19 protein-coding genes and 1 pseudogene are annotated in these 21,851 nt (G+C 66.9%); 4 read left to right on the forward strand and 16 right to left on the reverse strand.

Features of this window, described 5'->3' with window-relative positions:
• Positions 1-56: 56 nt before the first annotated feature.
• Entirely contained in the window at positions 57-794 is a 738-nt protein-coding gene (locus tag AC13GI_RS12145) for a pteridine reductase (protein WP_099820925.1), read from the forward strand.
• Between the two features lie 61 nt (positions 795-855).
• On the opposite strand, the gene folK is transcribed toward AC13GI_RS12145, so the two are convergent.
• Positions 856-1,356 (reverse strand): 2-amino-4-hydroxy-6-hydroxymethyldihydropteridine diphosphokinase, encoded by a 501-nt coding sequence (gene folK / locus AC13GI_RS12150; protein WP_482996379.1) that lies wholly within the window; start codon positions 1,354-1,356, stop codon positions 856-858.
• Between the two features lie 93 nt (positions 1,357-1,449).
• Between folK and AC13GI_RS12155 the strand changes: the two genes are divergently transcribed.
• A complete protein-coding gene (locus tag AC13GI_RS12155) occupies positions 1,450-2,199 on the forward strand; it encodes a proteasome-type protease (RefSeq protein WP_482996380.1) in 750 nt (249 codons plus the stop codon).
• A gap of 104 nt (positions 2,200-2,303) precedes the next feature.
• Here AC13GI_RS12155 and AC13GI_RS12160 read toward each other — a convergent pair whose 3' ends face one another.
• The 4 genes and pseudogenes from AC13GI_RS12160 to AC13GI_RS12175 form a co-directional block, all read right to left on the reverse strand.
• Complete coding sequence (locus AC13GI_RS12160; protein WP_482996381.1) at positions 2,304-3,815, reverse strand: two-component system sensor histidine kinase NtrB; 1,512 nt, start codon at positions 3,813-3,815, stop codon at positions 2,304-2,306.
• A gap of 4 nt (positions 3,816-3,819) precedes the next feature.
• Positions 3,820-4,260 (reverse strand): response regulator, encoded by a 441-nt coding sequence (locus AC13GI_RS12165; protein WP_025878695.1) that lies wholly within the window; start codon positions 4,258-4,260, stop codon positions 3,820-3,822.
• Positions 4,257-6,074, reverse strand: coding sequence for a sensor histidine kinase (locus AC13GI_RS12170; protein ID WP_099820921.1), 1,818 nt, complete (start codon positions 6,072-6,074; stop codon positions 4,257-4,259). Before AC13GI_RS12170 ends, AC13GI_RS12165 begins: the two co-directional genes overlap by 4 nt.
• Positions 6,075-6,275: 201 nt before the next feature.
• Positions 6,276-6,515 (reverse strand): annotated as a pseudogene (locus AC13GI_RS12175) (BON domain-containing protein); the annotation flags it as partial.
• Between the two features lie 335 nt (positions 6,516-6,850).
• Here AC13GI_RS12175 and AC13GI_RS12180 point away from each other — a divergent pair.
• On the forward strand, positions 6,851-7,894 hold the full coding sequence (locus tag AC13GI_RS12180; RefSeq protein WP_482996382.1) for an oxidoreductase: 1,044 nt from the start codon (positions 6,851-6,853) through the stop codon (positions 7,892-7,894).
• 408 nt (positions 7,895-8,302) lie between these two features.
• Here AC13GI_RS12180 and gnd read toward each other — a convergent pair whose 3' ends face one another.
• The 7 genes from gnd to AC13GI_RS12215 form a co-directional block, all read right to left on the reverse strand.
• Complete coding sequence (gene gnd, locus AC13GI_RS12185; RefSeq protein WP_099820918.1) at positions 8,303-9,208, reverse strand: phosphogluconate dehydrogenase (NAD(+)-dependent, decarboxylating); 906 nt, start codon at positions 9,206-9,208, stop codon at positions 8,303-8,305.
• Positions 9,209-9,218: 10 nt separating this feature from the next.
• On the reverse strand, positions 9,219-10,457 hold the full coding sequence (locus AC13GI_RS12190) for a hypothetical protein (protein WP_482996383.1): 1,239 nt from the start codon (positions 10,455-10,457) through the stop codon (positions 9,219-9,221).
• Between the two features lie 17 nt (positions 10,458-10,474).
• Positions 10,475-11,098: a DUF2242 domain-containing protein gene (locus AC13GI_RS12195; RefSeq protein ID WP_482996384.1), complete on the reverse strand. Its 624-nt coding sequence runs from the start codon at positions 11,096-11,098 to the stop codon at positions 10,475-10,477.
• A 175-nt stretch (positions 11,099-11,273) separates the two neighbouring features.
• On the reverse strand, positions 11,274-13,451 hold the full coding sequence (locus tag AC13GI_RS12200) for a carboxy terminal-processing peptidase (RefSeq protein ID WP_482996385.1): 2,178 nt from the start codon (positions 13,449-13,451) through the stop codon (positions 11,274-11,276).
• A 278-nt stretch (positions 13,452-13,729) separates the two neighbouring features.
• Positions 13,730-14,740 (reverse strand): lipoyl synthase, encoded by a 1,011-nt coding sequence (gene lipA / locus AC13GI_RS12205; RefSeq protein WP_033832023.1) that lies wholly within the window; start codon positions 14,738-14,740, stop codon positions 13,730-13,732.
• Between the two features lie 17 nt (positions 14,741-14,757).
• Positions 14,758-15,402: a lipoyl(octanoyl) transferase LipB gene (gene lipB / locus AC13GI_RS12210; protein ID WP_236511563.1), complete on the reverse strand. Its 645-nt coding sequence runs from the start codon at positions 15,400-15,402 to the stop codon at positions 14,758-14,760.
• A 56-nt stretch (positions 15,403-15,458) separates the two neighbouring features.
• A complete protein-coding gene (locus tag AC13GI_RS12215) occupies positions 15,459-15,737 on the reverse strand; it encodes a YbeD family protein (protein WP_032975372.1) in 279 nt (92 codons plus the stop codon).
• 296 nt (positions 15,738-16,033) lie between these two features.
• Between AC13GI_RS12215 and AC13GI_RS12220 the strand changes: the two genes are divergently transcribed.
• On the forward strand, positions 16,034-17,092 hold the full coding sequence (locus tag AC13GI_RS12220; RefSeq protein ID WP_380658346.1) for a lipid A deacylase LpxR family protein: 1,059 nt from the start codon (positions 16,034-16,036) through the stop codon (positions 17,090-17,092).
• Between the two features lie 104 nt (positions 17,093-17,196).
• Here the strand turns inward: AC13GI_RS12220 and AC13GI_RS12225 are convergent, their stop codons facing one another.
• The 4 genes from AC13GI_RS12225 to AC13GI_RS12240 form a co-directional block, all read right to left on the reverse strand.
• Positions 17,197-18,417: a D-alanyl-D-alanine carboxypeptidase family protein gene (locus AC13GI_RS12225; protein WP_099820912.1), complete on the reverse strand. Its 1,221-nt coding sequence runs from the start codon at positions 18,415-18,417 to the stop codon at positions 17,197-17,199.
• A gap of 102 nt (positions 18,418-18,519) precedes the next feature.
• Positions 18,520-19,764 carry a septal ring lytic transglycosylase RlpA family protein gene (locus AC13GI_RS12230; RefSeq protein WP_482996386.1) on the reverse strand — a complete coding sequence of 415 codons (1,245 nt, stop codon included), beginning with the start codon at positions 19,762-19,764 and terminating at the stop codon, positions 18,520-18,522.
• Positions 19,761-20,906, reverse strand: a complete 1,146-nt coding sequence (gene mltB, locus AC13GI_RS12235; RefSeq protein ID WP_099820910.1) for a lytic murein transglycosylase B — start codon at positions 20,904-20,906, stop codon at positions 19,761-19,763. Before mltB ends, AC13GI_RS12230 begins: the two co-directional genes overlap by 4 nt.
• 272 nt (positions 20,907-21,178) lie before the next feature.
• Positions 21,179-21,364 carry a hypothetical protein gene (locus tag AC13GI_RS12240; protein WP_134833093.1) on the reverse strand — a complete coding sequence of 62 codons (186 nt, stop codon included), beginning with the start codon at positions 21,362-21,364 and terminating at the stop codon, positions 21,179-21,181.
• Positions 21,365-21,851: the final 487 nt, after the last annotated feature.

A 21,851-nucleotide genomic window follows, 5' to 3' on the forward strand; every position in this document is an offset into this window, starting at 1 on the left:
GTCTTCGAATGCGGTGACAATGGTGCACAGGATAGCCGAGCCTTGGAGGACCCTCGATGAGTGACACCGCCCCCGTGGCCCTGATCACCGGCAGCGCGCGCCGGATCGGCGCGGCCATCGCCCGCCAGTTCCACGCCTGTGGCTGGTCGGTGGTGCTGCACGCCCATACCTCCAGCGCCGAACTGCAGCAGGCCGCCTTCAACCTGGACAACGAGCGCCCCGGCAGCGTGCTGGCGCTGCAGGCCGACCTGCGCGACGCCGACGCCCTGGCCGATCTGGTCGAGCAGGCAGTGACCCACTTCGGCCGCCTCGATGCGCTGGTCAACAACGCCTCCAACTTCTTCCCCACCCCGCTCGGCCAGGTCACCGCCGAGGCGATGGACGAGCTGTATGCGGTCAACGCGCGCGCACCGCTGCTGCTGGCCCAGGCCGCCGCGCCGTACCTGCGCCGCCAGCACGGCTGCATCGTCAACCTGACCGACCTGCACGGCACCGACCCGATGCCCAACCACATCGCCTACACGATGGCCAAGGCGGCGCTGGAGATGGCGACCCGCTCGCTGGCGCTGGAACTGGCGCCGAAGGTGCGGGTGAATGCAGTGGCGCCCGGTGCGATCCTGTGGCCGGAACAGGGCAAGGACGATTTCGCCCGCGAGGCGCTGCTGGCGCGCACGCCGCTGGCGCGGATCGGCACGGTGGAGGAAATCGCCGAAGCGGTGTACTGGCTGGCGGCCGAGGCCAGCTTCGTCACCGGCCACACCCTGCGCGTGGATGGTGGGCGTACGGTGAGTTGATCGTTCAGCCACCCATGGGGTGGCTCTACTGTAGAGCCACCCCATGGGTGGCTGCGTCGGGTCAATCCAGCGCGTCGGGGTCCAGCTCGACCGTCTCGAACGGTTCGCCATGCTGCTTGTGTGCGCGCCACAGCGTGGCCAGGTCAAGGCCGCTGACCGGATCGATGAAATCCGGGGCGATATCAGCCAGCGGCTTCAGCACGAAGGCATGTTTCAGTTCCGGGCGCGGAATGCGCAGATGGCCGGGGCCTTCCACCACCAGGTCGCCATAGAACACCACGTCGACGTCCAGGGTCCGGTCGGAGAAACGCGGACCGCTGCGGTCACGACCGTGCGCATCTTCCAGCGCATGCAGCCAGTCATCCAGTTCCTGCAGCGGCAGGTCGGTCTCGATGGCAACGCCATTGTTGAGGAAGGCCGGACCCTCGAAACCGACGGCGGCGGTACGGTAGGCGGCAGACACCTGCAGCGCACCAAAGCGCTCGCGCAGGGCCGCCACCGCAGCGTGGAGGTAGCGGCGGGGGTGGACGTTGCTGCCCAGGCTCAGGAGCACGGTGGTCATGCGGTTCCGGTGACGGCAATCAGGTGGAGCGCGGGCATGCCATCGTCACAACGGCCTGCCTACAATCCCGGACGCATATGATAGGGCACCGACATGACCTATTGCGTTGGAATCGAGGTGGACGAGGGCCTGGTCTTCGCCGCCGACACCCGCACCAATGCCGCGCTGGACGATGTCCGCGTGCACCGCAAACTGCACGTGTTCGAATATCCCGGCCAGGCCGCCTACGTGGTGATGGCCGCCGGCAACCTGGCCACGACCCAGCTGCTGGTGTCGCGGCTGAAGCGCGATGCCGAGGAGCGGCGCACGCCGAACCTGCGCGACATGGCCCATCTGTTCGAGGCGGCGGCCTACGTCGGCTCCCTGCTGGTGGACAGCCAGGTGCAGAGCCAGCACACCGAACACGGCCATGACGGGGTGAATACCCAGGCGACACTGATCTTCGGTGGGCAGATTGCCGGCGAACAGCCCGGCCTGTACATGGTCTACCCACTGGGCAACGCCATCGCCGCCTCGCCGGAGACACCCTATCTGCAGATCGGTGAATCCAAGTACGGCAAGCCGATCCTGGACCGCATCCTGACCCCGTCCACGCGCCTGGAGGATGCCGCACGCACCGCGATCGTGTCCCTGGATTCCACCATCCGCTCCAACCTGTCGGTGGGCCTGCCAGTCGACCTGGCGCTACTGCGCGCCGGCGAACTGCGGATCAGCCAGCAGCTGCGGCTGGGCGCCGATTCAGCGCTGTACGCCGACATCCACCAGAACTGGTCGCGGCGGCTGGAACAGGCGGTGGAAAGCCTGCCGCGGTTTCCGTGGGAAACGACGAATCGCCCGGGCTGAAACGCCGCCGCTGCACACCTGTAGAGCCGAGCCCATGCTCGGCTGACGCAGCCGATGCAGGCAGCTGCCGAGCATGGGCTCGGCTCTACGGCGTTCCCTCGACGTCAGCCCAGTGCGTCGGCCACCGCGCGGAATACCTGCTGCATCTGCAGCGGCTTACGCAGCAGGTGCACCTCGATGCCGGCGGGGAACACGTCTTCCGGCATTTCCCCGGCAGCGTCTTCCAGCACCAGCGCTGGACCGCGGTAGCCGAGCGTGGCCATCTCGCCCAGCAGCTGGCTGGCCGACAACAGCTTGGAGCCGGCATCGGCGATCACCAGCGCCGGCATCGCCTCCTGTTGCATCCAGCGCAGCGCGGCCGGGCCATCGGAGGCCAGCTGCAGCTGATAGCCCTGGCTGGACAGCGCATTACCCAGCAGCGACAGGCGGGTGGCTTCACCATCGACCACCAGGATCGACTGGCCACTGCCCAGCGCCACCAGTTGTTCGATCGGCTCACCACCCTCGGCGCTGGCATGCATCGGCAAGCGCAGCTCGAAGCAGGTGCCCTGCCCCAGCTGGCTGTTGACGTGGATGCTGCCACCGGCGCCTTCAACGATGCGCTTGCAGGAAATCAGGCCCAGCCCGGTGCCATCGGCCTTGGTGGTGAAGAACGGATTGAACAGATGCGACAGCGTGTCCGCATCCATGCCGGTGCCTTCATCGACCACCGCGATGCGCAGCCAGTCCTCGCCATCGCGCTGGCCGCCGTGGCTGGCGGTCAAGCTCAGGTTGCCACCATGGGGCATCGCCTGGATCGCGTTGAGCGCCAGGTTCAACAACACCTGCTGCAGCTCGGTGTAGTTGGCATCGACCACCAGCCCCTCATCCTCGACCACCAGGTCCAGGCGGACGCCATCGGGCACGTTGCTGCGCAACAGCAGCGCAACGGCCTGGAACAGGTCATCGATGTGGATGCGCTCGCTGGCCTTGCGCGAACCGCGCACGAACGACAGCATCGATTCGGCCATCTCATGGCCACGGCGACCGCATTCGGCGATCACGTCGGCCAGATGGTGCAGTTGCGGATCTTCGGTACGCGCCTTCAGCAGGTCCGGCATGATCAGCAGCGGCTGCAGGATGTTGCGCAGATCGTGGCTCAGACCCGCCGCCAGCAATGACAGGCTTTCCAGCCGCTGCGCGCGCATCAGCTCGGTTTCCACCCGCGAGCGCTCGATGGCGCTGCGTGCCTCACGCACCGCGCGCGCCACGGCCGACGGCAGGCGTGCCGGCTGGTGCTTGATGATGTAATCGTTGGCGCCCTTCTGCAGGGCCGCCACCGCATTCTCTTCGCCCATGGTGCCGGAGACGAAGATGAAGGGCACGTCCGGCAACGCATCGCGCACGATGCGCAGCGCGTCGTCGCCGGAGAAGCCTGGCATGCTCAGGTCGGACAGCACGATGTCCGGCTGGAAGCGCGCCAGCGCATGGCGCAGGTCGTCCGCACTCTCGACACGCTCGAACGTGGCCTCAAGGCCTGCATCGAGCATCTGCTCGGACATCAGCTCGGCATCCTCGGGGGAATCTTCCACCAGCAGGATGCGCAGGGCGCCGAGCGCGGGACCGGTCAGGGGCATGGGCCTACTCGATCTCCGGAGCCTGGTTGATCAGTGCCCAGAACTTGCCCAGGGTCTGCACGGCGCCGAAGAACTGGTCCACGTCCACCGGCTTGACCACGTATGCGTTCACGCCCATGTCCCAGCTGCGGGCCAGGTCGCTTTCCTCGCGCGAGGAGGACAGGATCACCACCGGCAACCGCTTCAGCTCGTCGTGTTCGCGGATCTGCCGCAGCACTTCCAGGCCATCCATGCGCGGCATCTTGATGTCCAGCAGCAGCACCGCCGGCAGGCCTTCCTCGCGGCTGGCGAAGGCGCCACGGCGCAGCAGGTAATCCATCACCTCCACGCCGTCTTCGACGTGCACGATGGGATTGGCCAGCCGCGCTTCCTGCAGCGCATCGATCGCCATTTCGGCGTCGGCCGGGCTGTCTTCGGCAAGGAGGATGGTGCGCAGCGTCGTCATGCGATGGGGCCCTGTTTGTCCGCGTCGAGCACGGGGGGAAGATAGAAGTGGAAGGTGGCGCCGGCATCCGGTGCGGCTTCGGCCCAGATGCGGCCGCCATGGCGGGTCAGCACCCTGCGAACGCTGGCCAGGCCGATACCGGTGCCGGGATAGTCGCTGGCCTTGTGCAGGCGCTGGAATACGCCGAACAACTTGCCGGCGTAGGCCATGTCAAAGCCTGCACCATTGTCGCTGACCGTGAACTGATGACCGCCATCGGGCTGTTGCTGATAGTCCACGCGGACCTTCGCCGGCTCGCGGTTGGCCGAGTATTTCACCGCGTTGCCCAGCAGGTTCAGCCAGACCTGGCGCAGCATGTTCTCGTCGCCCACCACGATCGGCAGCGGCGCGATGCTCCACTCCACCTGATGCGCATGACCGCTGCTCTCGGCTTCGCTCTGCACGTTCGCGTCGAGCATCGCGCGCGTATCGGCCACCAGCGACTGCATGTCCACGGTCTGTTGGCGCATCGCTGCGCGGCCCAGCCGCGAATAGACCAGCAGGTCGTCGATCAACGTGGCCATGCGCCGCGCTGAACCGGAGATCACCCCAAGGTAGTGCTGGCTCTTCTCGTCGGCCGCCTCGCCCAGATGGCGCGACAGCTTGTCCGAGAAACCGGCGACATGGCGCAGCGGCGCACGCAGGTCGTGCGACACCGAGTAGCTGAACGCTTCCAGCTCGCGGTTGACCTCCGAAACCTGGGCGACCTTGCCTTCCAGCTGCCGGTTCAACTCTTCAACACGTGTCTGCACCGCACGCTGCACGGTCACGTCGCTGACGGTCAGCAGCACCACTTCATCGTCGGTGTCAGGCAGCGGCATGCGCCGCGCGTTGAGCAGCATGTAGCGGGACATGCCGTCGACGGTGCGTTGTTCGTGTTCGAAATCCCACAGTTCGCGGCCGCGCAGCAATACGTCGGCCAGACGCTGGCGAACCACCGGGTCACGCCATGCGCCGTCGCCTACGTTTTCCAGCAGCAGGCCATCGGCACGCTCATCCTGCAGCCCGTACAACTCGGAAAACGCGGGATTGTGCAGCTGCACGCGCAGCTCGCGATCCAGCAGCACGATCGGTTCACGCACGGTCTGCAGCACCGATGCCGCGCGCGCAGCGGCGCGCTGCGACTGTCGTTCAGCCTGCAGGCGGCGGCCAATCTGTCGTTGCAGCAGCCACAGCACCAGGCCGAGCAGCGCCAGCTGCACCAGCAGCGAGCTCCACGAGACGAAGTTGGTCTGCCGCTTCTGTCGCTCCGCCTGGGCGGCGCGCTGGGCCAGCAGCGCTTCCTCGCTGGCCTGCAGTTCTTCCACCAGGCCGCGGATCGGATAGCGCGTGCTCAGGTCCTGCACCAGCTCGCGCTGGTCACTGTTGGGCTCGGACTTCGCCAGCTCACGCGCAACCCCCATACGGCCTTCCAGCATCGACTGGATGCGGCCGATGCGGATCAGCTGGTCGGGATTGTCGCGGGTCATCCGGCCCAGTTCGGCCAGGCGCTCGGGGATGTCGTTGGCCTTGGCCATGCGCTCGCGCAGGCCCGGCGCATCCACGCCCTTGGACAGCGTCAACGCAGCCGATTCGATGTCGCGCACGTCGGTCTGCAGCTGCTGCAGGGCTACGGTCACCTGCTGGGTATGGGTCACCCAGCCCATCGCCAGCTCGTTGTCCTGCTGCAGTTTGCGCAGGGTCAACCACGGGACCACGATGATGGCTGCCGCTGCCAGTGCCAAAGCAGGCAGTCGCCAGCGATCCCAGATGTCATCACTGAAAACCAGCGCCATAGTTCCTCGTCAGCTCAGCCGGGGAGAGCGATCCGGGCAGGATCAGCCACGGCGGAACCGGCAATATAGCGCAGCCGGTCACATCTCTGGGGTAATGGGTCGTTCGGCGGGGCGCCCATCCGCAGGCATCGCGCAGGCCCGACCTTACAAAAACAGGGGCGCCCCCGTGGGAGCGCCCCTGCTGGCAACCTGCGGTGTGGATCAGCGCTTCTTGGCGGCACTGACCTTCAGCGCGGCGGCATCAACGCGGGTCACGCCCTTGATGCCCTTGGCGGTGGCGATGGCCTTGTCATGCTCGGCCTTGGTGGCAACGGTGCCACTCAGGCTGACCACGCCGTTGACCGTCTCCACCTTCACTTCGGTACCCGGCACATTGCTGCTGGCGAGCAGATCGGCCTTGACCTTGGTGGTGATCCAGCTGTCGGTAACCGGCTCGTTGGAATCATGGCGGTCGGCATGGGTCATCGCCGAATGATCGGTTTTCGGCGGGCTCTTCGCTGCGGCGTCCTGGGCGAATGCGGCCGAGGAGGACAGCGCCAGGCCCAGGGTGAGGGCGGAAGCCAACAGCGTACGGGTCGTGGTGCTCATCGTGTGGTTCTCCTACTGGTTGGTGCGCCCAGTGTCGCCAAGTGCTTGTAGTGCAGGCGTGGCGCTGCGGTCATGCTCAAGTGAATGGGCATACCTGCAGCGGGAACGGTTCAGCTTCCGGGCGCGCAGTCATCTCGTTTACCCTGAGGTTCCTGTCCTGTACTTTCCGATCCGCGCGGAGTCTTCCCATGCGCCCCGAGCTGCAACTGGCCCTGATCGGCTACGGCCTGGCCGGCCGTGTCTTCCACGCCCCGCTGATCCAGCACACGCCGGGGCTGGCCCTGCACAGTGTCGTCAGTTCGCAGCGCGATACGCTGCTGCGCACTTTCAGCGACGTCCACGTACGCGCTACCGCGCAGGAGGTCTTCGATGACCCTGCGGTGGATGCGGTGGTGATTGCCACGCCGAACGAACAGCACGCGCCGTTGGCCATCGCCGCGCTGGCCGCCGGCAAGCATGTGCTGGTGGATAAACCATTCGCGGTGACCGTGGACGAAGCCGAGCAGGTGCTGGCCGCAGCGCGCGACGCTGGACGCATCGCCACCGTGTTCCAGAACCGGCGGTTCGATGCGGACTTCCTGACCCTGCAGGCGCTGCGTGCCGACGGCCCGCTCGGCGACATCGCCGAATGCCACGCGCATTTCGACCGCTACCGCCCGCAGGTGCGCGAACGCTGGCGCGAGCAGGAGGGGCCGGGCAGCGGCCTGTGGTACGACCTGGGGCCGCACCTGCTGGACCAGATGCTGGTGCTGTTCGGCTGTCCGCAGGCGATCGATGCGGACCTTGCCGTGCAGCGCGAAGGCGGCAGCGGCGTCGACTATTTTCATGCGGTGCTGCACTACCCGCGCCATCGCGCGATCGTGCACGCCGGTTCACTGGTGGCGGCGCCTGCCCCCCGTTTCGCGGTGCATGGCACGCGTGCCAGCTGGATCAAGCATGGCCTGGACGTGCAGGAGGCGCAGCTGCGTCGCGGCGTTGCGCCAGGCGCGCCGGGCTGGGGCATCGATCCGCGCCACGGCGAACTGCTGCACTGCGATGCGGAGGACAACGTGCAGCGCAGCACCGTGGACAACCTGCCCGGTGATTACCGGCGCCTGTATGCCGACTTCGCAGCGGCGATGCGGGGCGAGGGTGAGCCGACGGTCAGCGCGCAGCAGGCGTTGCAGGTGATGCGGTTGCTGCAGGCAGGGATGGACAGTGCGCGCCAGGGACGACGGGTGCAGGTGGGGTGATCGGCAGGGCTGCGCCCTGCACCCGCCGAGGCAACGGCAACGGCAACGGCAACAGCAACAGCAACGGCAACGGCAACGGCAAAAGCGGGCATTCCGCGGGATGGCGGGGTGGGTCCGGTTGCGGGGGACGCTGCAAGTACGTCCCTGTAAGCTCGGTCGCCGCATCCATGCGGCTCACGCCCCCGCAACCGGACCCACCCCGCCTTCGACAGTTTCTCGCGATCTGCCGGGGTCGGATCCCGTTGCTTGGCAACGGGCTCTGACCCCATGCGTGACCCATGCGGACGGACGATGGCTGACAGTAGATCCACGCCATGCGTGGATGACGTCGAAACGATCAAAGAAGGCTTTCAGTTACGGGGTCAGAGCCCTTTCCTGCGGAAAGGGATCCGACCCCGGCGCCGGTACTTACGACTTCTTGATGGCGTGGCCGCCGAATTCGTTGCGCATCGCTGACAGCAGGCGGTCGGTGAACGAGTTCGATTCGCGCGAACGCAGGCGTTCGAGCAGCGACAGGGTGATCACCGGTGCCGGTACGTCCAGCGCAATCGCTTCGGCGACGGTCCAGCGGCCTTCGCCGGAATCCTCCACGTACGGTGCGATGCCATCCAGCGAGGGGTTGCGCTTGAGGGCTTCGGTGCTCAGGTCCAGCAGCCACGAACGCACCACGCTGCCGTGGCGCCACACCTCGGCCACCTGCGCCAGGTCCAGTTCCATCTCCTGCTTGCGCTCCATCAGCGCGAAGCCTTCGGCGTAGGCCTGCATCATTCCGTATTCGATGCCGTTGTGAACCATCTTGGTGAAGTGGCCTGCGCCGGACGGGCCAACGCGCGCCCAGCCGCGGTCTTCCGCCGGGGCCAGCGTGCGCAGCAGCGGTGCGATCTGTTCGACCACCGCAGCATCGCCACCCACCATCAGGCTGTAGCCTTCCTGCAGGCCCCACACGCCGCCGCTGGTGCCGCAGTCCACGTAGCCCAGGTCATCTTCGGCCAGCGCCTTGGCGCGACGGATCGAGTCCTGGTAGTTGGAGTTGCCACCGTCGATGACGATGTCACCTTCGGCCAGGTGCGGGCTCAACTGCCCCAGCGTCTGGTCCACGGTCTCGCCGGCCGGCACCATCAGCCACACCACGCGCGGCACCGGCAGCGCGGCCACTGCGGCGGCCAGCGAATCCACTACTTCCAGGCCGGCCTCGGCGGCGCGCTGGCGGGCGCCCTCGCCCGGATCGTAGCCAACCACGCGGTGGCCGCCGCGGTGCAGGCGCTGGGCCATGTTGGCGCCCATGCGGCCGAGGCCGATCATTGCAATATCCATTGTTTCACCTTCAGTTGTTGTCGGAAGTCAGGCTGCCTGGCCGGCCGGTCGTCGCGCAGTGGCGCAGCTGCGCCTCGCGCCAACGCCGGTAGAGCGTGGTATGCAGATTGTGCAACGCCAGGTCGATGGAAAACGGCGTGCGCGGATTGCGGTCGAGCAGGCGGATGATGTGATAGCCGACAGGACGTATACCGCGTGGGTGCACGTAGATCACGAACTGCTGGTAGAACGCATCGTCCAGCAACTGGTCCATCTGCTGCACGACGTCGCGATAGCGCGGGGCCAGCTGCGCACGCAGGGCCGGATCGCGCTCGTACAGCAGCCGCTCGAAATAGCGTTGGCCGACACGCGGAATGCCCTGCGCCAACTGCCACAGGGCACGATTGCGCTGGTCGTACCAGGCCAGGCCGCCGTGTTCTGCCAAGGCCCGCGCGGCCCCCTCGCCCACCGCCAACACGACGAAGTTCTCCGCCTGGTTGCTGAGGTCGTCCAGCGTGCCTTTGTCGAATACGTGTTCGATGAAGCCGGGCAATCCGACGAATGCCTGCCGCCCCATCGCCGACGTGCGCACGGCCTTGCCGTCGGCCAGGAACTGGCCGGCCTGTGCACCCAGCAGGATGCTGTCGGTGTCGTGCAGACCCAGGAAGGTGCCGATGGACAGCTCCCCCGGCGCGAATTCCGCATCGAAGGCCGCATCGCCATACAGCTCGCGCTGCGTGGCCAGCTGCGCGACCTGACGGCCGACACCGCACTCGGCACGCACCCGGCCGGTGTAGAACGCATCCAGTGCGCGGCTGTTGCTGGCGGCCGGCACATAGCCGCGGCCGAAGCTGCGTACCCGCTGCCATCCCTGTGCCGGAGCACCACGAGCGCCAAAGCCGATCCAGCCCAGCTGCACACCGGTGAAGCGGAAGGACTCATTGTCCTGCAGTGCCTGCGTGGCCCGTTGTACCGCCGCGCCCAGTTCGAAGGCGTAGGCACAGACCGTGGCCGGATCGTCCAGCAGCTGCTGCAACAGGGCCTGGCGGTCCGCATCGGCCAACGTCTCCGGCAAGCGCACGCGTAGATCACCGGCGGCCTGCGCTTCGGCCAGCGAGGCTCGCGTACAGACCGGCCCGCCCTGCACCTGCGGTGTGCTGATGGCTGCAGTTTCAAAGCGCCAGCCCAACCGCTGCAGCAGGCCTTGGCGGCACTCGGCCGTAGCGGCCAGCGCGCTCAAGGGCCAGCCCAGCAGCAGGGCCCACGCCATCACCCTGCCGCGCACGTTCAGCCCTGGTCCGTTGCTGCCGGCGCGGGTTCGGGCTCAGGCCCGGCAGGAGGCGGCGGCGAGGCGGCCGGTTGTGGTTGCGGTTGCGGTTCTGCTTTCGCTGCCGCCGGCAGGTACTGCTGCAGGCGCTGGAAGAAGCGCCGATAGAACTCGGCATCGGTGATCGTGCTGCTGGCCACTTTCACCAGCGAGTCGTCATTGCTGCCGAACGGCAACGACACCGAACCCAGCGCGCCCACGCCGACACTGGCCGAGGTCGGGCTCTTCTTCAGCGCATAGCGGTCCTGCACGGCGCTGACGAACACCAGCGCCTGGCTGCCACGCGGCGCACACGAGATACGCAGCACCAGTTGTTCGTGGTCATCCTCGCGCGGCTGGAAATTCTTGTTGCCTTCCACCTGCGCGTCGTCCGACCGTGCGATGGCATAGCCCTGGCTGAGCAACGTGCGCCGTGCCGCCTCGCAGGCGTCGGCCGGGCGCCCATCGACGGTGCGCGAGAAGGTGTCGCCGGAGTCGAAGGACTCCCGCAGCAGACTGCTGTCGGCGGCGCGGCCACCGCACGCGGTCAATGCCAGGGCACTGGTGGCGGCCAACAGGGAAGCGGAGAGGAGGGAGGCCCGCATGGGTACTCCTGCAAAGACGGTAGCCCCGAGGGTAGCCCCCTGCCCGTGTGCGCCGGGTCGATGCTGCTTGGCCCGGCCGCCACCGTTGCTCCCGGTTCATGCAAAAAGGGGATGGAGGGGTTTAAGTCGCTTGTGGCACCAACGACGTAAACCCCTCCGCCCCCTCCTCAGTCAATCAGTCGGCCCAGCGGCCTGCGGCGGTGGACTGCGGCAGCACCTGTGCCGACAGCGGACGGTCGGCCTCCAGCAGGTTCACCGCGTCGGCCAGGATCGAGGCCGATTCACGCAGCAGCGGGTCCGGGCGCTTCTCGGCGGCCTTCTCGCGGGCGGCATCCTTGACGATGTCGCGCTCGTTGCCGGTCAGGCCATCATCGCTGCTGTCATCGGCCAGCGGGTCCAGGGCCAGGCCCAGTTCCTTGCGCACGATCTGGCGCTGCTTGCGCTGGGTGTCCTGGCGCTCGCGCTCGGCACGACGGGTCGCTTCATTCAGCGAAACGTACTTCTTCGCCGCTTCGGTACGGAACTGCTCCACGTCCTCGTTCCACCACTGGAATTCCTTGTCGGTGGCGATGCGCGAGTCATGACGCGTTTCCAGCTTCGGCAGCAGCGGCGCGAAGTTGCCGTACTGGGTGTGCGGCACCGCGGCGATGCGGGTCCACGGCAGCGCATTGTCGTAGGTGCTTTCGCCGAATTCGGTGGCATCGACGCTGGCCGGGAACGCCAGGTCCGGCACCACGCCCTTGTGCTGGGTGCTGCTGCCGCTGATGCGGAAGAACTGGGCGATGGTCAGCTTCACCTGGCCAAAGCGCTGGGCTTCGCCACTCGGCCAACGGTCCAGGTCGACGATGTTCTGCACGGTGCCCTTGCCGAAGCTGGTTTCACCGATGACCAGGCCGCGGCCGTAGTCCTGGATGGCACCGGCGAAGATCTCCGACGCCGACGCCGAACCACGGTTGATCAGCACGGCCAGCGGGCCGTCCCATGCCACGCCCTGGTTGCGGTCGCTGTTGACGGTGACACGGCCACCGGATTCGCGCACCTGCACCACCGGACCCTGTTCGATGAACAGGCCGGTCAGCTCGATCGCTTCATCCAGCGAACCACCACCGTTGTTGCGCAGGTCCAGCACCACGCCGTCCAGCTTGTCGGTCTTGAAACCGGCCAGCAGCTTGGCCACGTCGCGGGTGGCCGACGCATAGTCGGCGGCGTTGCGACGACGGCCTTCGAAGTCCTGGTAGAAGGTCGGCAGCTTGATCACGCCGACCTTGCGCGCCGGCTCGCCATTGGCGGCCGGGATGGTCATGGTCTCGCCCTTGGCGGCCTGTTCGGCCAGGCGCACCTTCTGCCGGGTCAGCACCAGGGTGTGGTGCTTGCCGTCGACGCCGGCTTCGGCCGGAATGAATTCCAGCTTGACGTCGGTGTCCTTGGCGCCACGGATCTTGGCCACCACATCATCGATGCGCCAGCCGATCACATCTTCCACCAGCCCGGACTTGCCCTGGCCGACGCCGACGATGCGGTCGCCCGGCTTCAGCGTGCCGTCCACGGCCGCCGGACCACCGGCGATGATCTCGCGGATCACCACCACATCGTCCTGGCGCTGCAGCTGCGCGCCGATACCTTCCAGCGACAGCGACATCGCCTGGTTGAAGTTCTCGGCGGTACGCGGGGTGAAGTAATCGGTGTGCGGATCAACCGCGCTGGTGTAGGCGTTCATGAAGAACTGGAAGGTGTCTTCGCCCTTCAGCTCGTTGACCGACTTTTCCAGGGTGGCGTAACGCTTGTCCAGCGTCTTGCGGATGTCATCGGACTTCTTGCCGGCCAGCTTCAGGCGCAGCCAGTCGTTCTTCACCGACTTGCGCCACAGCTCGTCGAGCTCGGCATTGGACGCCGCCCACGGCACGTCCTTGCGGTCGTACTCGAAGCGCTCGTCGGTGGTGAAATCCGGTTCCTGCTTGAGCAGCTTGCGCGCATAGGCCACACGCTCGCCGACGCGCTGCTTGTAGACGGCGAACACCTGGAACGCCGGCTCCAGTTCGCCGCCGCGGATGGCATTGGCAATGCCGGCCTGGAACGGTGCGAAGCGGGTGATGTCGGCCTGGGTGAAGTACTGCTTGCCGCCGTCCAGCGTCTCCAGGTAGCGCTTGAACACATCCTTGGAGGTGGCTTCATCGAGCGCACGCGGGCGGTAGGCGTAGCGGCTGTCGGACAACAGGCCGTACACCAGCTTGGAGGTGGTCACCTGATCGGCGGTGGCGGCAGCCGGCAACGCCGGCGAATCGGCCTTGGCCGCGAGCGCCAGCGGCGCTACCAGCGCCAGGGCCATCAGGAATGCGGGGGCTTTGAATTTCATTGACGTGCTCGAAGGCGCCTTGCCAAGGGGGAGACTGCAGGGTGTTCAGACACCGCGACAGTGCCGAAAGTTGCCGGGTTTGTCACCCGCCCACGTTCGGTGGAAAACCAGCCTAGCGGAGCCGGTGTAGCAAATTGTGAATGCACGTAGAGCCGAGCCCATGCTCGGCTGACCGGCAGGAAGCAGCCGAGCATGGGCTCGGCTCTACGGCAGGCAGAGGTGTGGGGGCCCACGGGCCGCCCCCCCCCGCGCAGCCGCGCCCCCCCATACCCACGGGGTCAGGAAACGCCGGCGCCCTTGGCCTGCACGTCGGCGTGGTACGACGAGCGCACCATCGGGCCGGAGGCCACGTGGCTGAAGCCCAGCTCGTAACCGTAGACTTCCAGCGCCTTGTAATCGTCCGGCGTCCAGTACTTCAGCACCGGGTGGTGATGCGCGGTCGGCTGCAGGTACTGGCCGATGGTGATCATGTCCACGTTGTGCGCACGCAGGTCGCGCATGGTGGCCTTGATCTGTTCGAAGTCTTCGCCCAGGCCCAGCATGATGCCCGACTTGGTCGGCACGTCAGGGTGCTGCGCCTTGAAGTTCTTCAGCAGGTTCAACGACCACTGGTAGTCGGCGCCCGGGCGCACGTTGCGGTACAGGTCCGGGACGGTTTCGATGTTGTGGTTGAACACGTCCGGCGGGTTCTGCGCCAGGATCTCCAGCGCGCGCTCCATGCGGCCCTTGCCACGGAAGTCCGGGGTCAGCACTTCGATCCGGGTGCCGGGCGACTTCTCGCGGATGGCGGTGATGCAGTCGACGAAGTGCTGGGCACCGCCGTCGCGCAGGTCATCGCGGTCGACGCTGGTCACCACCACGTACTTCAGACCCATGTCGGCCACGGTCTGGCCGAGGCTGGCCGGCTCGTTGGCATCGGGCGGCTTCGGCCGGCCATGGGCCACGTCGCAGAACGAGCAGCGACGGGTGCAGACCTCGCCCAGGATCATGAAGGTGGCGGTGCCGTGGCCGAAGCATTCGTGGATGTTCGGGCAGCTGGCCTCTTCGCACACGGTCACCAGACGGTTCTCGCGCAGCTTGGCTTTCAGGTTCTGCACGGCATTGCCCGAAGGAATGCGCACGCGGATCCAGGAGGGCTTGCGCAGCACCGGCACGTCGGCGAACTGCACCGGCGAGCGGTTGATCTTGTCCCCACCCATCTGCTTGACCCCGGCCTGCAACGGCGCGGTGGACGGAAGCTCGGCCTGCACGATCTGCAGGGGAATGGTGCGGGCAGTGGTTTCAGTCATGGCGTTTCCGGGGGCGGTCAGGCGGCCGCAGAGAGATCAGGCAGTTCAGGCACGGGCTGCAGCAGCAGGCCGAACTGGCGGGCCAGGTGGTCCAGCAGCACCGGCTTGACGGCGTCCATCCCGGACGGACCGCCCAAGTCTAGCACCGTGGTCACCTGCAGCCCCTCGTAACCACAGGGGTTGATGCGGTGGAAAGGATCCAGGTCCATGGCCACGTTGAAGGCCAGCCCATGGAAGGTGCAGCCGCGACGCACGCGGATGCCGAGCGCGGCGATCTTGGCGCCGCCGACATAGACGCCCGGGGCGCCGTCGAGCCGTTCGGCACCTATGTTCCACTCGGCCAGGGTGTCGATGATGGCCTGCTCGATGCGGCACACGTAGTCGCGCACGCCGATGCCCAGCCGCGGCAGGCGCAGCAGTGGGTAGATCACGATCTGGCCGGGGCCGTGGTAGGTCACCTGGCCGCCGCGATCGACATGGACCACCGGGATCTCGCCCGGCGCCAGCACGTGCTCGACCTTGCCGGCCTGGCCCAGGGTGAACACCGGATCGTGCTCGACCACCCACAGCTCGTCGAGCGTGTCGTCGTCGCGCTGGTCGGTGAAACGCTGCATGGCGTGCCAGACCGGCTCGTAGGGCTGGCGCCCCAGGTCACGGACCACCGCCGGGCGCGGCGGACGCGCCTCGGGGGCCGCCGCTTCGGCAGGGCAGCTGACGGCTACACCGTCCACTTCACTTCCGGGTGGTCGCGCAGGGCCTGGTGGGCCACGTCGTACTGTTCGCGGTTCTCGGCCCGGAAGACCAGGCGCACCGAGACGTACTTGCCGTTGGACGAATGCTTCCAGCTGATGCGCTCGTTCACCACGTCGACGCCAGCAGCCAGCAGCAGGCGGGGGAGTTCATGCTCCAGGCCGCGGTTGGCCGGGCCCATCGCGCTGAGCTCGAACTGACCGGGGAACTGGAAGCCGTGTTCGGGATTGTCGGACTTGATTTCCATGCGCCCATTATCGGGCCGCAGGGCAACAAACCCAAGAGTATTCATAAAGCTCGGCGGCACCGCAGGCGGGCCGCTGCGTTGCAGCTGAACATCCATTCAGCCTCGGACCCGGCTCCTACGGCCCTGCCCCGGGCCCGACGACGCCTGTCTGCGGTAACCAATTGTGTCGATCAGACAATGTTGTTTTCGGAACAGACAAGTGATTCCAGCGCGCTCGTTCCGTCACAGCGCCGGGAGTACCGTGTCGTTGCATAAAACGACAGACAAAAGCCCCCTTCCCGATGATCATCCCATCCATGCGCTACCTCGCATCCTTTGGATTGTCCGGCCTGCTGGCCACCGCCCTCCCCCTTTCCGCCCACGCAGCCGAGCAATGCGGCCCGGACGCGATGCGCGAGCATCCGCCGCAGGTCAATTTCCGCGTCGACAACGACCTGTTCGGCGGCCGCCACCAGGACCAGGGCTATACCAACGGCGCCCAGCTGACCCTGGTCTCGCCCAACCTGGTGGACTACACCGATGACCCCTGCCTGCCGCGCCTGGCGCGCTGGGTGAACAGCCACCTGGAAGCACTGCACCCGGGCAAGTTCGAACAGCAGAACATGATCTTCAGCCTGGCCCAGGGCATCTTCACCCCCACCGATCCGACCCGCAGCGACCTGATCAAGGATGACCGGCCGTATGCCGGGGTACTGCTGGTCAGTTTCGGCTTCAACGCACGCAGCGGCGATCGCCTGCAGACCACCCAGCTGTCGCTGGGCGTGGTCGGGCCGTGGGCGCAGGGCAAGCAGGTGCAGGACGCGGTGCACAGCGTGCTGGGCGATGAGAAGTTCAAGGGCTGGGACAACCAGCTGCACAACGAACCGGTGTTCATGCTGACCCACGAACGCATGCGCCGCTGGCCGGGCGATGCCAGCCTCAATGCCGACGGCTGGGGCTGGGATGCGATCAGCCACTACGGCGGTTCGATCGGCAACCTGGAAACCAAGGCGAACCTCGGCGGCGAAGTGCGCTTCGGCTGGAAGCTGCCGGACGATTTCGGCAGCACCCCGCTGCGCCCGGCCGGCGAGAACACCGCGCCGACCCGCGGCGGCAAGCCATCCGGCTGGTCATGGCACCTGTTCGCCACCACCGATGCGGCGTGGGTGATCCGCGATATCACCCTGGACGGCAACACCTTCCGCAACAGCCACAGCGTGGACAAGCGTCATGTGGTCGCGCAGGGAGGTTATGGCATCGCGGTGATGCGTGGCCGCTGGAAGTTCGCGATGGCGCGCTACCACAGCACCCGCGAATTCGATGGCCAGCGCCAGTCGCCGGTGTTCGGCAGTTTCACCGTCAGCCGCTCGCTGTAAGCAATCGGGCTGGTAGTGCCGGCGGGATTCATGCGGAGCCGGCTCCCGAAACAGAAAAGGCCGGCATTCGCCGGCCTTTTCCGTTCACCGCAGCACGCTGCGGATCATTCCGATTCCCACCACATCCAGAAGCTGTCCCACAGGCGCTTGAAGAAGCCGGCCTGCTCGACGGCGGCCACCGCCACCAGCGGCGCTTCGGCCACCAGCTTGCCATCCAGGGTGACCTTGACGGTGCCGATCTGCTGGCCGGCGGTGAACGGTGCTTCCAGGGTCTTGGGCACGTCGATGCTCGGCTTCAGGTCGTTGTAGCGACCGCGCGGCACGCTGACCAGCATCGGCTGGGCCACGCCCAGCTGCACCTTGTCGGTGGTGCCCTTCCAGACCTTGTGCTCGGCCACGGCCTTGCCCGGCTCGTACAGGCGGTGGGTTTCGAAGAAGCGGAAGCCCCAGTTCAACAGGGCCAGGCTGTCATCGGCGCGCTGCTTTTCCGACGCGCCGCCCAGCACCACGGCGACCAGACGCTGGTCACCGCGCTGGGCCGAGCTCATCAGGCAGTAGCCGGCTTCGGAAGTGTGGCCGGTCTTGATCCCGTCCACGCTGCCATCGCGCCACAACAGCAGGTTGCGGTTGGGCTGCTTGATGGTGCCGACCTGGAATTCCTTGATCTTGTTGTACGCGTAGGTTTCCGGGTAATCGCGCACCATCGCGCGGCCCAGCAGGGCCAGGTCGTAGGCGCTGCTGTGATGGCCCGGGGCGGTCAGGCCGTGGGCGTTCACGAAGTGCGAGTTCTTCATGCCGATCTTGGCGGCGTAGCTGTTCATCAGCGAAGCGAAGGCTTCTTCGCTGCCGGCCACGTGCTCGGCCAGGGCAATCGCGGCGTCATTGCCGGACTGGATCGCCATGCCCTTTTCCATGTCTTCCAGGCGTGCCGTCTGGTTGACCGGGAAGCCGCTGTAGCTGCCATCGGTGCCAGCGCCACCTTCGCGCCAGGCGCGTTCGCTCATCATCACCTGGTCGTCCGGACGGACCTTGCCGTTCTTGACCTCGGCGGCGATCACGTAGGACGTCATCACCTTGGTGATGCTGGCCGGGGCCAGCTGTTCGTTGATGTTCTCGCCTGCCAGCACCTGGCCGGTGGCGTAGTCCATCAGCACCCAGGCCTTGGACACGCTGGGTGCGGGCGCCGGCGGCGTGGCCACGGTGGCGGGGGCAGCAGCGGCAGCGGCAGGCGTCGGCGTGGCCGGGGTCGGCAGCGGCGTCTGGGCGGAGGCCAGGCCCACCACCAGGGTGGCGGCCAGGGCAGTGGCGGCGGAACGGAAATTCATGGGACAGCAGGCTCCAGGGGACGGCCGGAAAATGAAGGATGGGACAAGGTGGCCATTGTAAGGCCGGGGTGGCAAGGGCCGGCAGCACCGGCCCGGGCGGAATCAGTCCTTGACGATCTGTGGCGAGCCAAAGCCCAGACCCGAGATGCGCCCGGCAAGTTCCGCCGCGCTGGCATGGTCGCTGGCGGGAACCCGCAGGCGCCACAGGGTACGACCCCCGGCAGCGATGTCGCTGATGGTGGCACCGACGATGCCGGCGGCGTTGAGCTGGCCCATCGCCCGGTTGGCGTTGTCGCGGTTGGAGAAGCTGGCAACCTGCAGCATCACCGCGCCCACTACCTTCTGCGACAGGCTGGGGCTGCTGGCCGGGGCTGGGCCGCGCGGCACGGCGGTAGCCACGACCGGCGCGGCGGGACGCGGCGCGGGGGCGCTGGGCGGCAGGCTGCTGACCGCCACCTCCGGCATCGTGCTGACGGCGGCCTGGGTCGTGGCCGGCTGGCCACGCGCCGGCGCCCCATCGGCAGGCAGGCGGTTGACCAGGCGATCGATGTCACTGTCGGCAACCGCGCGTGCGGCAGGTGCGGGGCGTGCGCTGGCGACGGCAGCAGTGGCCGCCGCCGCTTCAGCAGCACGGCGTTCGCGGCGCGACGGCTTCTGCGCCATCAGGTTGGTTTCACCCGGCTGCACCGCGCGCACTTCCACGTTGCCGGTACCGCGCTGGGTGATGCCCAGGCGCACGGCGGCGGCATAGCTGAGATCGACCACGCGGCCATCATGGAACGGACCACGATCATTGACGCGCACGATCACCGATTCGCCATTGTCCAGGTTGGTCACGCGGGCGAAGCTGGGCAGCGGCAAGGTCTTGTGCGCGGCGGTGAACTGGTACATGTCGTAGACCTCGCGGTTGGAGGTCAGGCGGCCGTGGAACTTGGCGCCGTAATACGAAGCGGTGCCACGTTCAACGTAGTTGCGGGTGTCGTCGAGCACCTTGTACTGCTTGCCCAGCACCACGTAGGGCGATTTGTTGCCGATCGCCGAGCGGTCTTCATTGGTGACCACCGGCTCGGGAATGCAGGCCACGTTGGGCACGTAACTGGGCGTGGTGTCTTTCACGCCGGGCTTGTACAGGCCGCCAGCGGTGTAGTTGCCACGGGTGGACAGGTCCTCGGTGGCGGCCGCATACGGCGAGCCCTCCGGACAATGCGCCGGACGCCCGCCCTTGCCCTGCACCACCGTGCCGGACGGCTTGCCACCGTGGCCGGCGGTCGCCGGCTTCTTCGGCGCGCTGCTGCAGGCGGCCAGCGCGAGGACGATCAATCCAGGGACCAGCCATCTGATGTTCATGCCGGGGGCAGCTCCTGTCCGGCAATGGCCTGCGACAACTGGAACACGGCCATCGCGTACATCTTAGAGAGGTTGTAACGGGTGATCGCGTAGTAGTTCTGGAAGCCCAGCCAGTACTGCTTGCCGGTGCTGCCTTCAAGCGTGATGGGGGTGGCGGTGGCGCCCGGCTGGACCGGTGCGCTCGGCTGGTAGCCGCGCTGGGCCAGATCGGACAGCGACCAGGTGGGCATCCACTCGGTCGGGTTGAACTCTTCGCGGCCGGCGGCGAGCGTGGCCGGCACGGCGACCTGGCCGCCGCGCACCCAACCGCCCTTCTTCACGAAGTAGTTGGCGATGGACGAGAACACGTCGTCGTAGCTGGTGAACAGGTCACGGCGGCCATCGCCGTTGCCGTCCACCGCGTAATCCAGATAGCTGGAGGGCATGAACTGGCCCATGCCCATCGCGCCGGCATAGCTGCCCTTGAGCGTGGTGATGTCCAGCTTTTCCTCGCGGCCGAGTTCGAACAGCTTGGCCAGTTCATCGCGGAAGAACAGCTCGCGGCGTACTTCGCGTTCCAGCTTGGCCGGGTCGCCACTGCGCGGGTAATAGAAGGCGAGCGTGTACAGCGCGTCGAGCACGCGATGGCTGCCGGCATTCTTGCCGTAGCTGGTTTCCACGCCGATGATCGCCACGATCACTTCAGCCGGCACACCGGTGCGCTGCTGCACACGGTCCAGTTCGGCGCGATGCTGGGCAAGAAACGCCTTGCCGCCATCGATGCGCGCCTTGCTGATGAACATCGGCCGGTATTCGTTCCACGGTTTGACCCGTTCGGCCGGCCGCGACATGGCGGCAATGATCGGCTGGCGCACCTGCGCCTGGTCGAGCACGTTGCGGATCTCATCGGGCTTCAGGCCGTAACGCTTGGCGGTATCGGCAATGAACCTGGCGCGCGCGGTTTCGAACGGCACCGGGGTGAGATCGACCGGCGCAGCCGTAGCGGCTGCCGCTTCCGGCGCGGCTTCGGCCGGGCCCTGAGGCTTGGCCGCCGGGTGGCGCGGCGTACTGCTGGCCTGGGGCGAAGTCGGAGGGGACGTCGGCTGGGTCGCACAGGCGACCAGGCCGAGAGTGAGCATGCAGGCCAGAGAACGTCGAATCATCACCGCAGGTTAGCAGGTCATGGATGAATTAAAACCCCTAAGACCATGAATCACAACGATTTGCTCGCGTTCAGCGAGAAATGTGAAGGCGTCGTGATTGACCTGCCCCATTCAGGCAGAGGTTGCCGGTTGCGTCCCCATCCCCGCAGACGCAACCGGCCGCCGGACCCGGTCGGTACCTGCGCGGCTGCCGCTCCCCAGTGGCAGTGCTCCGCGCTCCTTGTACCTGTTGGATCAGTACTGCTTTCCCATCCGACGCCCCTCGCGCTGCATCAAAGACGGCGCGCCATGCCGAACGGGCCGCCATTGTGCAGGCCGATTGCGACAAGTCCATTGATCAGGATCAACGCGGCGTCAAAATGTGAATTGGCGCCCACTTTTAATGGAACTTCGTCAGCGGCGATGCTGCTGTGCGGCGTTGTGGGAACGATTACAGAAATGCGCTTGCGCAGATTCATGCGCGCATCGGCGGCGAAGGTCGGCGAACGGCGCAGCCCCTCGTGGGTGGGGGTTGGGTTGGTCGCGTAAAGCGCTGGCTTCCGGAGGGCTGGCCGGGCGGGGTAGGACGGGCGGGGACGCCGTGAACCCATCCCTGGGGGCTTAGCCGCGCCATCCATGGCGCGGATACCCCGCCCGCCCCACCCCGCCCGGCCGCTGACAGATTTCCGCGCGGCCCACCCACGGAAAAGAAAAAAGAAGAGCAACAGCGGGTCGCTGCGCTCTGAGCCGAGCGCGGGCTCGACTCTACTGGAAGCGTGGGCAACCGGCCATGCTGCTTTTGCTTTTGCTTTTGATCTTTTTTCTTCTTGCGTGGGTGGACGCCGCAGGAAACCGTCAGAGGCCGGGCGGGTTGGGTTCGCGGGGGTGTCCGCGCCATGGATGGCGCGGCCAAGCCTCCATGGACGGATTCACGGCGTCCCCCGCGAACCCAACCCGCCCGGCCCA

Source organism: Stenotrophomonas sp. 82F1 (genome assembly GCF_056861525.1).

Bases quoted from the DNA above. Each gene is read 5' to 3' on its own strand.
- AC13GI_RS12145 (WP_099820925.1), top strand. From the start codon at position 57: ATGAGTGACACCGCCCCCGTGGCCCTGATCACCGGCAGCGCGCGCCGG.
- folK (WP_482996379.1), bottom strand. From the start codon at position 1,356: ATGACCACCGTGCTCCTGAGCCTGGGCAGCAACGTCCACCCCCGCCGC.
- AC13GI_RS12155 (WP_482996380.1), top strand. From the start codon at position 1,450: ATGACCTATTGCGTTGGAATCGAGGTGGACGAGGGCCTGGTCTTCGCC.
- AC13GI_RS12160 (WP_482996381.1), bottom strand. From the start codon at position 3,815: ATGCCCCTGACCGGTCCCGCGCTCGGCGCCCTGCGCATCCTGCTGGTG.
- AC13GI_RS12165 (WP_025878695.1), bottom strand. From the start codon at position 4,260: ATGACGACGCTGCGCACCATCCTCCTTGCCGAAGACAGCCCGGCCGAC.
- AC13GI_RS12170 (WP_099820921.1), bottom strand. From the start codon at position 6,074: ATGGCGCTGGTTTTCAGTGATGACATCTGGGATCGCTGGCGACTGCCT.
- AC13GI_RS12180 (WP_482996382.1), top strand. From the start codon at position 6,851: ATGCGCCCCGAGCTGCAACTGGCCCTGATCGGCTACGGCCTGGCCGGC.
- gnd (WP_099820918.1), bottom strand. From the start codon at position 9,208: ATGGATATTGCAATGATCGGCCTCGGCCGCATGGGCGCCAACATGGCC.
- AC13GI_RS12190 (WP_482996383.1), bottom strand. From the start codon at position 10,457: ATGGCGTGGGCCCTGCTGCTGGGCTGGCCCTTGAGCGCGCTGGCCGCT.
- AC13GI_RS12195 (WP_482996384.1), bottom strand. From the start codon at position 11,098: ATGCGGGCCTCCCTCCTCTCCGCTTCCCTGTTGGCCGCCACCAGTGCC.
- AC13GI_RS12200 (WP_482996385.1), bottom strand. From the start codon at position 13,451: ATGAAATTCAAAGCCCCCGCATTCCTGATGGCCCTGGCGCTGGTAGCG.
- lipA (WP_033832023.1), bottom strand. From the start codon at position 14,740: ATGACTGAAACCACTGCCCGCACCATTCCCCTGCAGATCGTGCAGGCC.
- AC13GI_RS12215 (WP_032975372.1), bottom strand. From the start codon at position 15,737: ATGGAAATCAAGTCCGACAATCCCGAACACGGCTTCCAGTTCCCCGGT.
- AC13GI_RS12220 (WP_380658346.1), top strand. From the start codon at position 16,034: ATGCGCTACCTCGCATCCTTTGGATTGTCCGGCCTGCTGGCCACCGCC.
- AC13GI_RS12225 (WP_099820912.1), bottom strand. From the start codon at position 18,417: ATGAATTTCCGTTCCGCCGCCACTGCCCTGGCCGCCACCCTGGTGGTG.
- AC13GI_RS12230 (WP_482996386.1), bottom strand. From the start codon at position 19,764: ATGAACATCAGATGGCTGGTCCCTGGATTGATCGTCCTCGCGCTGGCC.
- mltB (WP_099820910.1), bottom strand. From the start codon at position 20,906: ATGATTCGACGTTCTCTGGCCTGCATGCTCACTCTCGGCCTGGTCGCC.
- AC13GI_RS12240 (WP_134833093.1), bottom strand. From the start codon at position 21,364: ATGAATCTGCGCAAGCGCATTTCTGTAATCGTTCCCACAACGCCGCAC.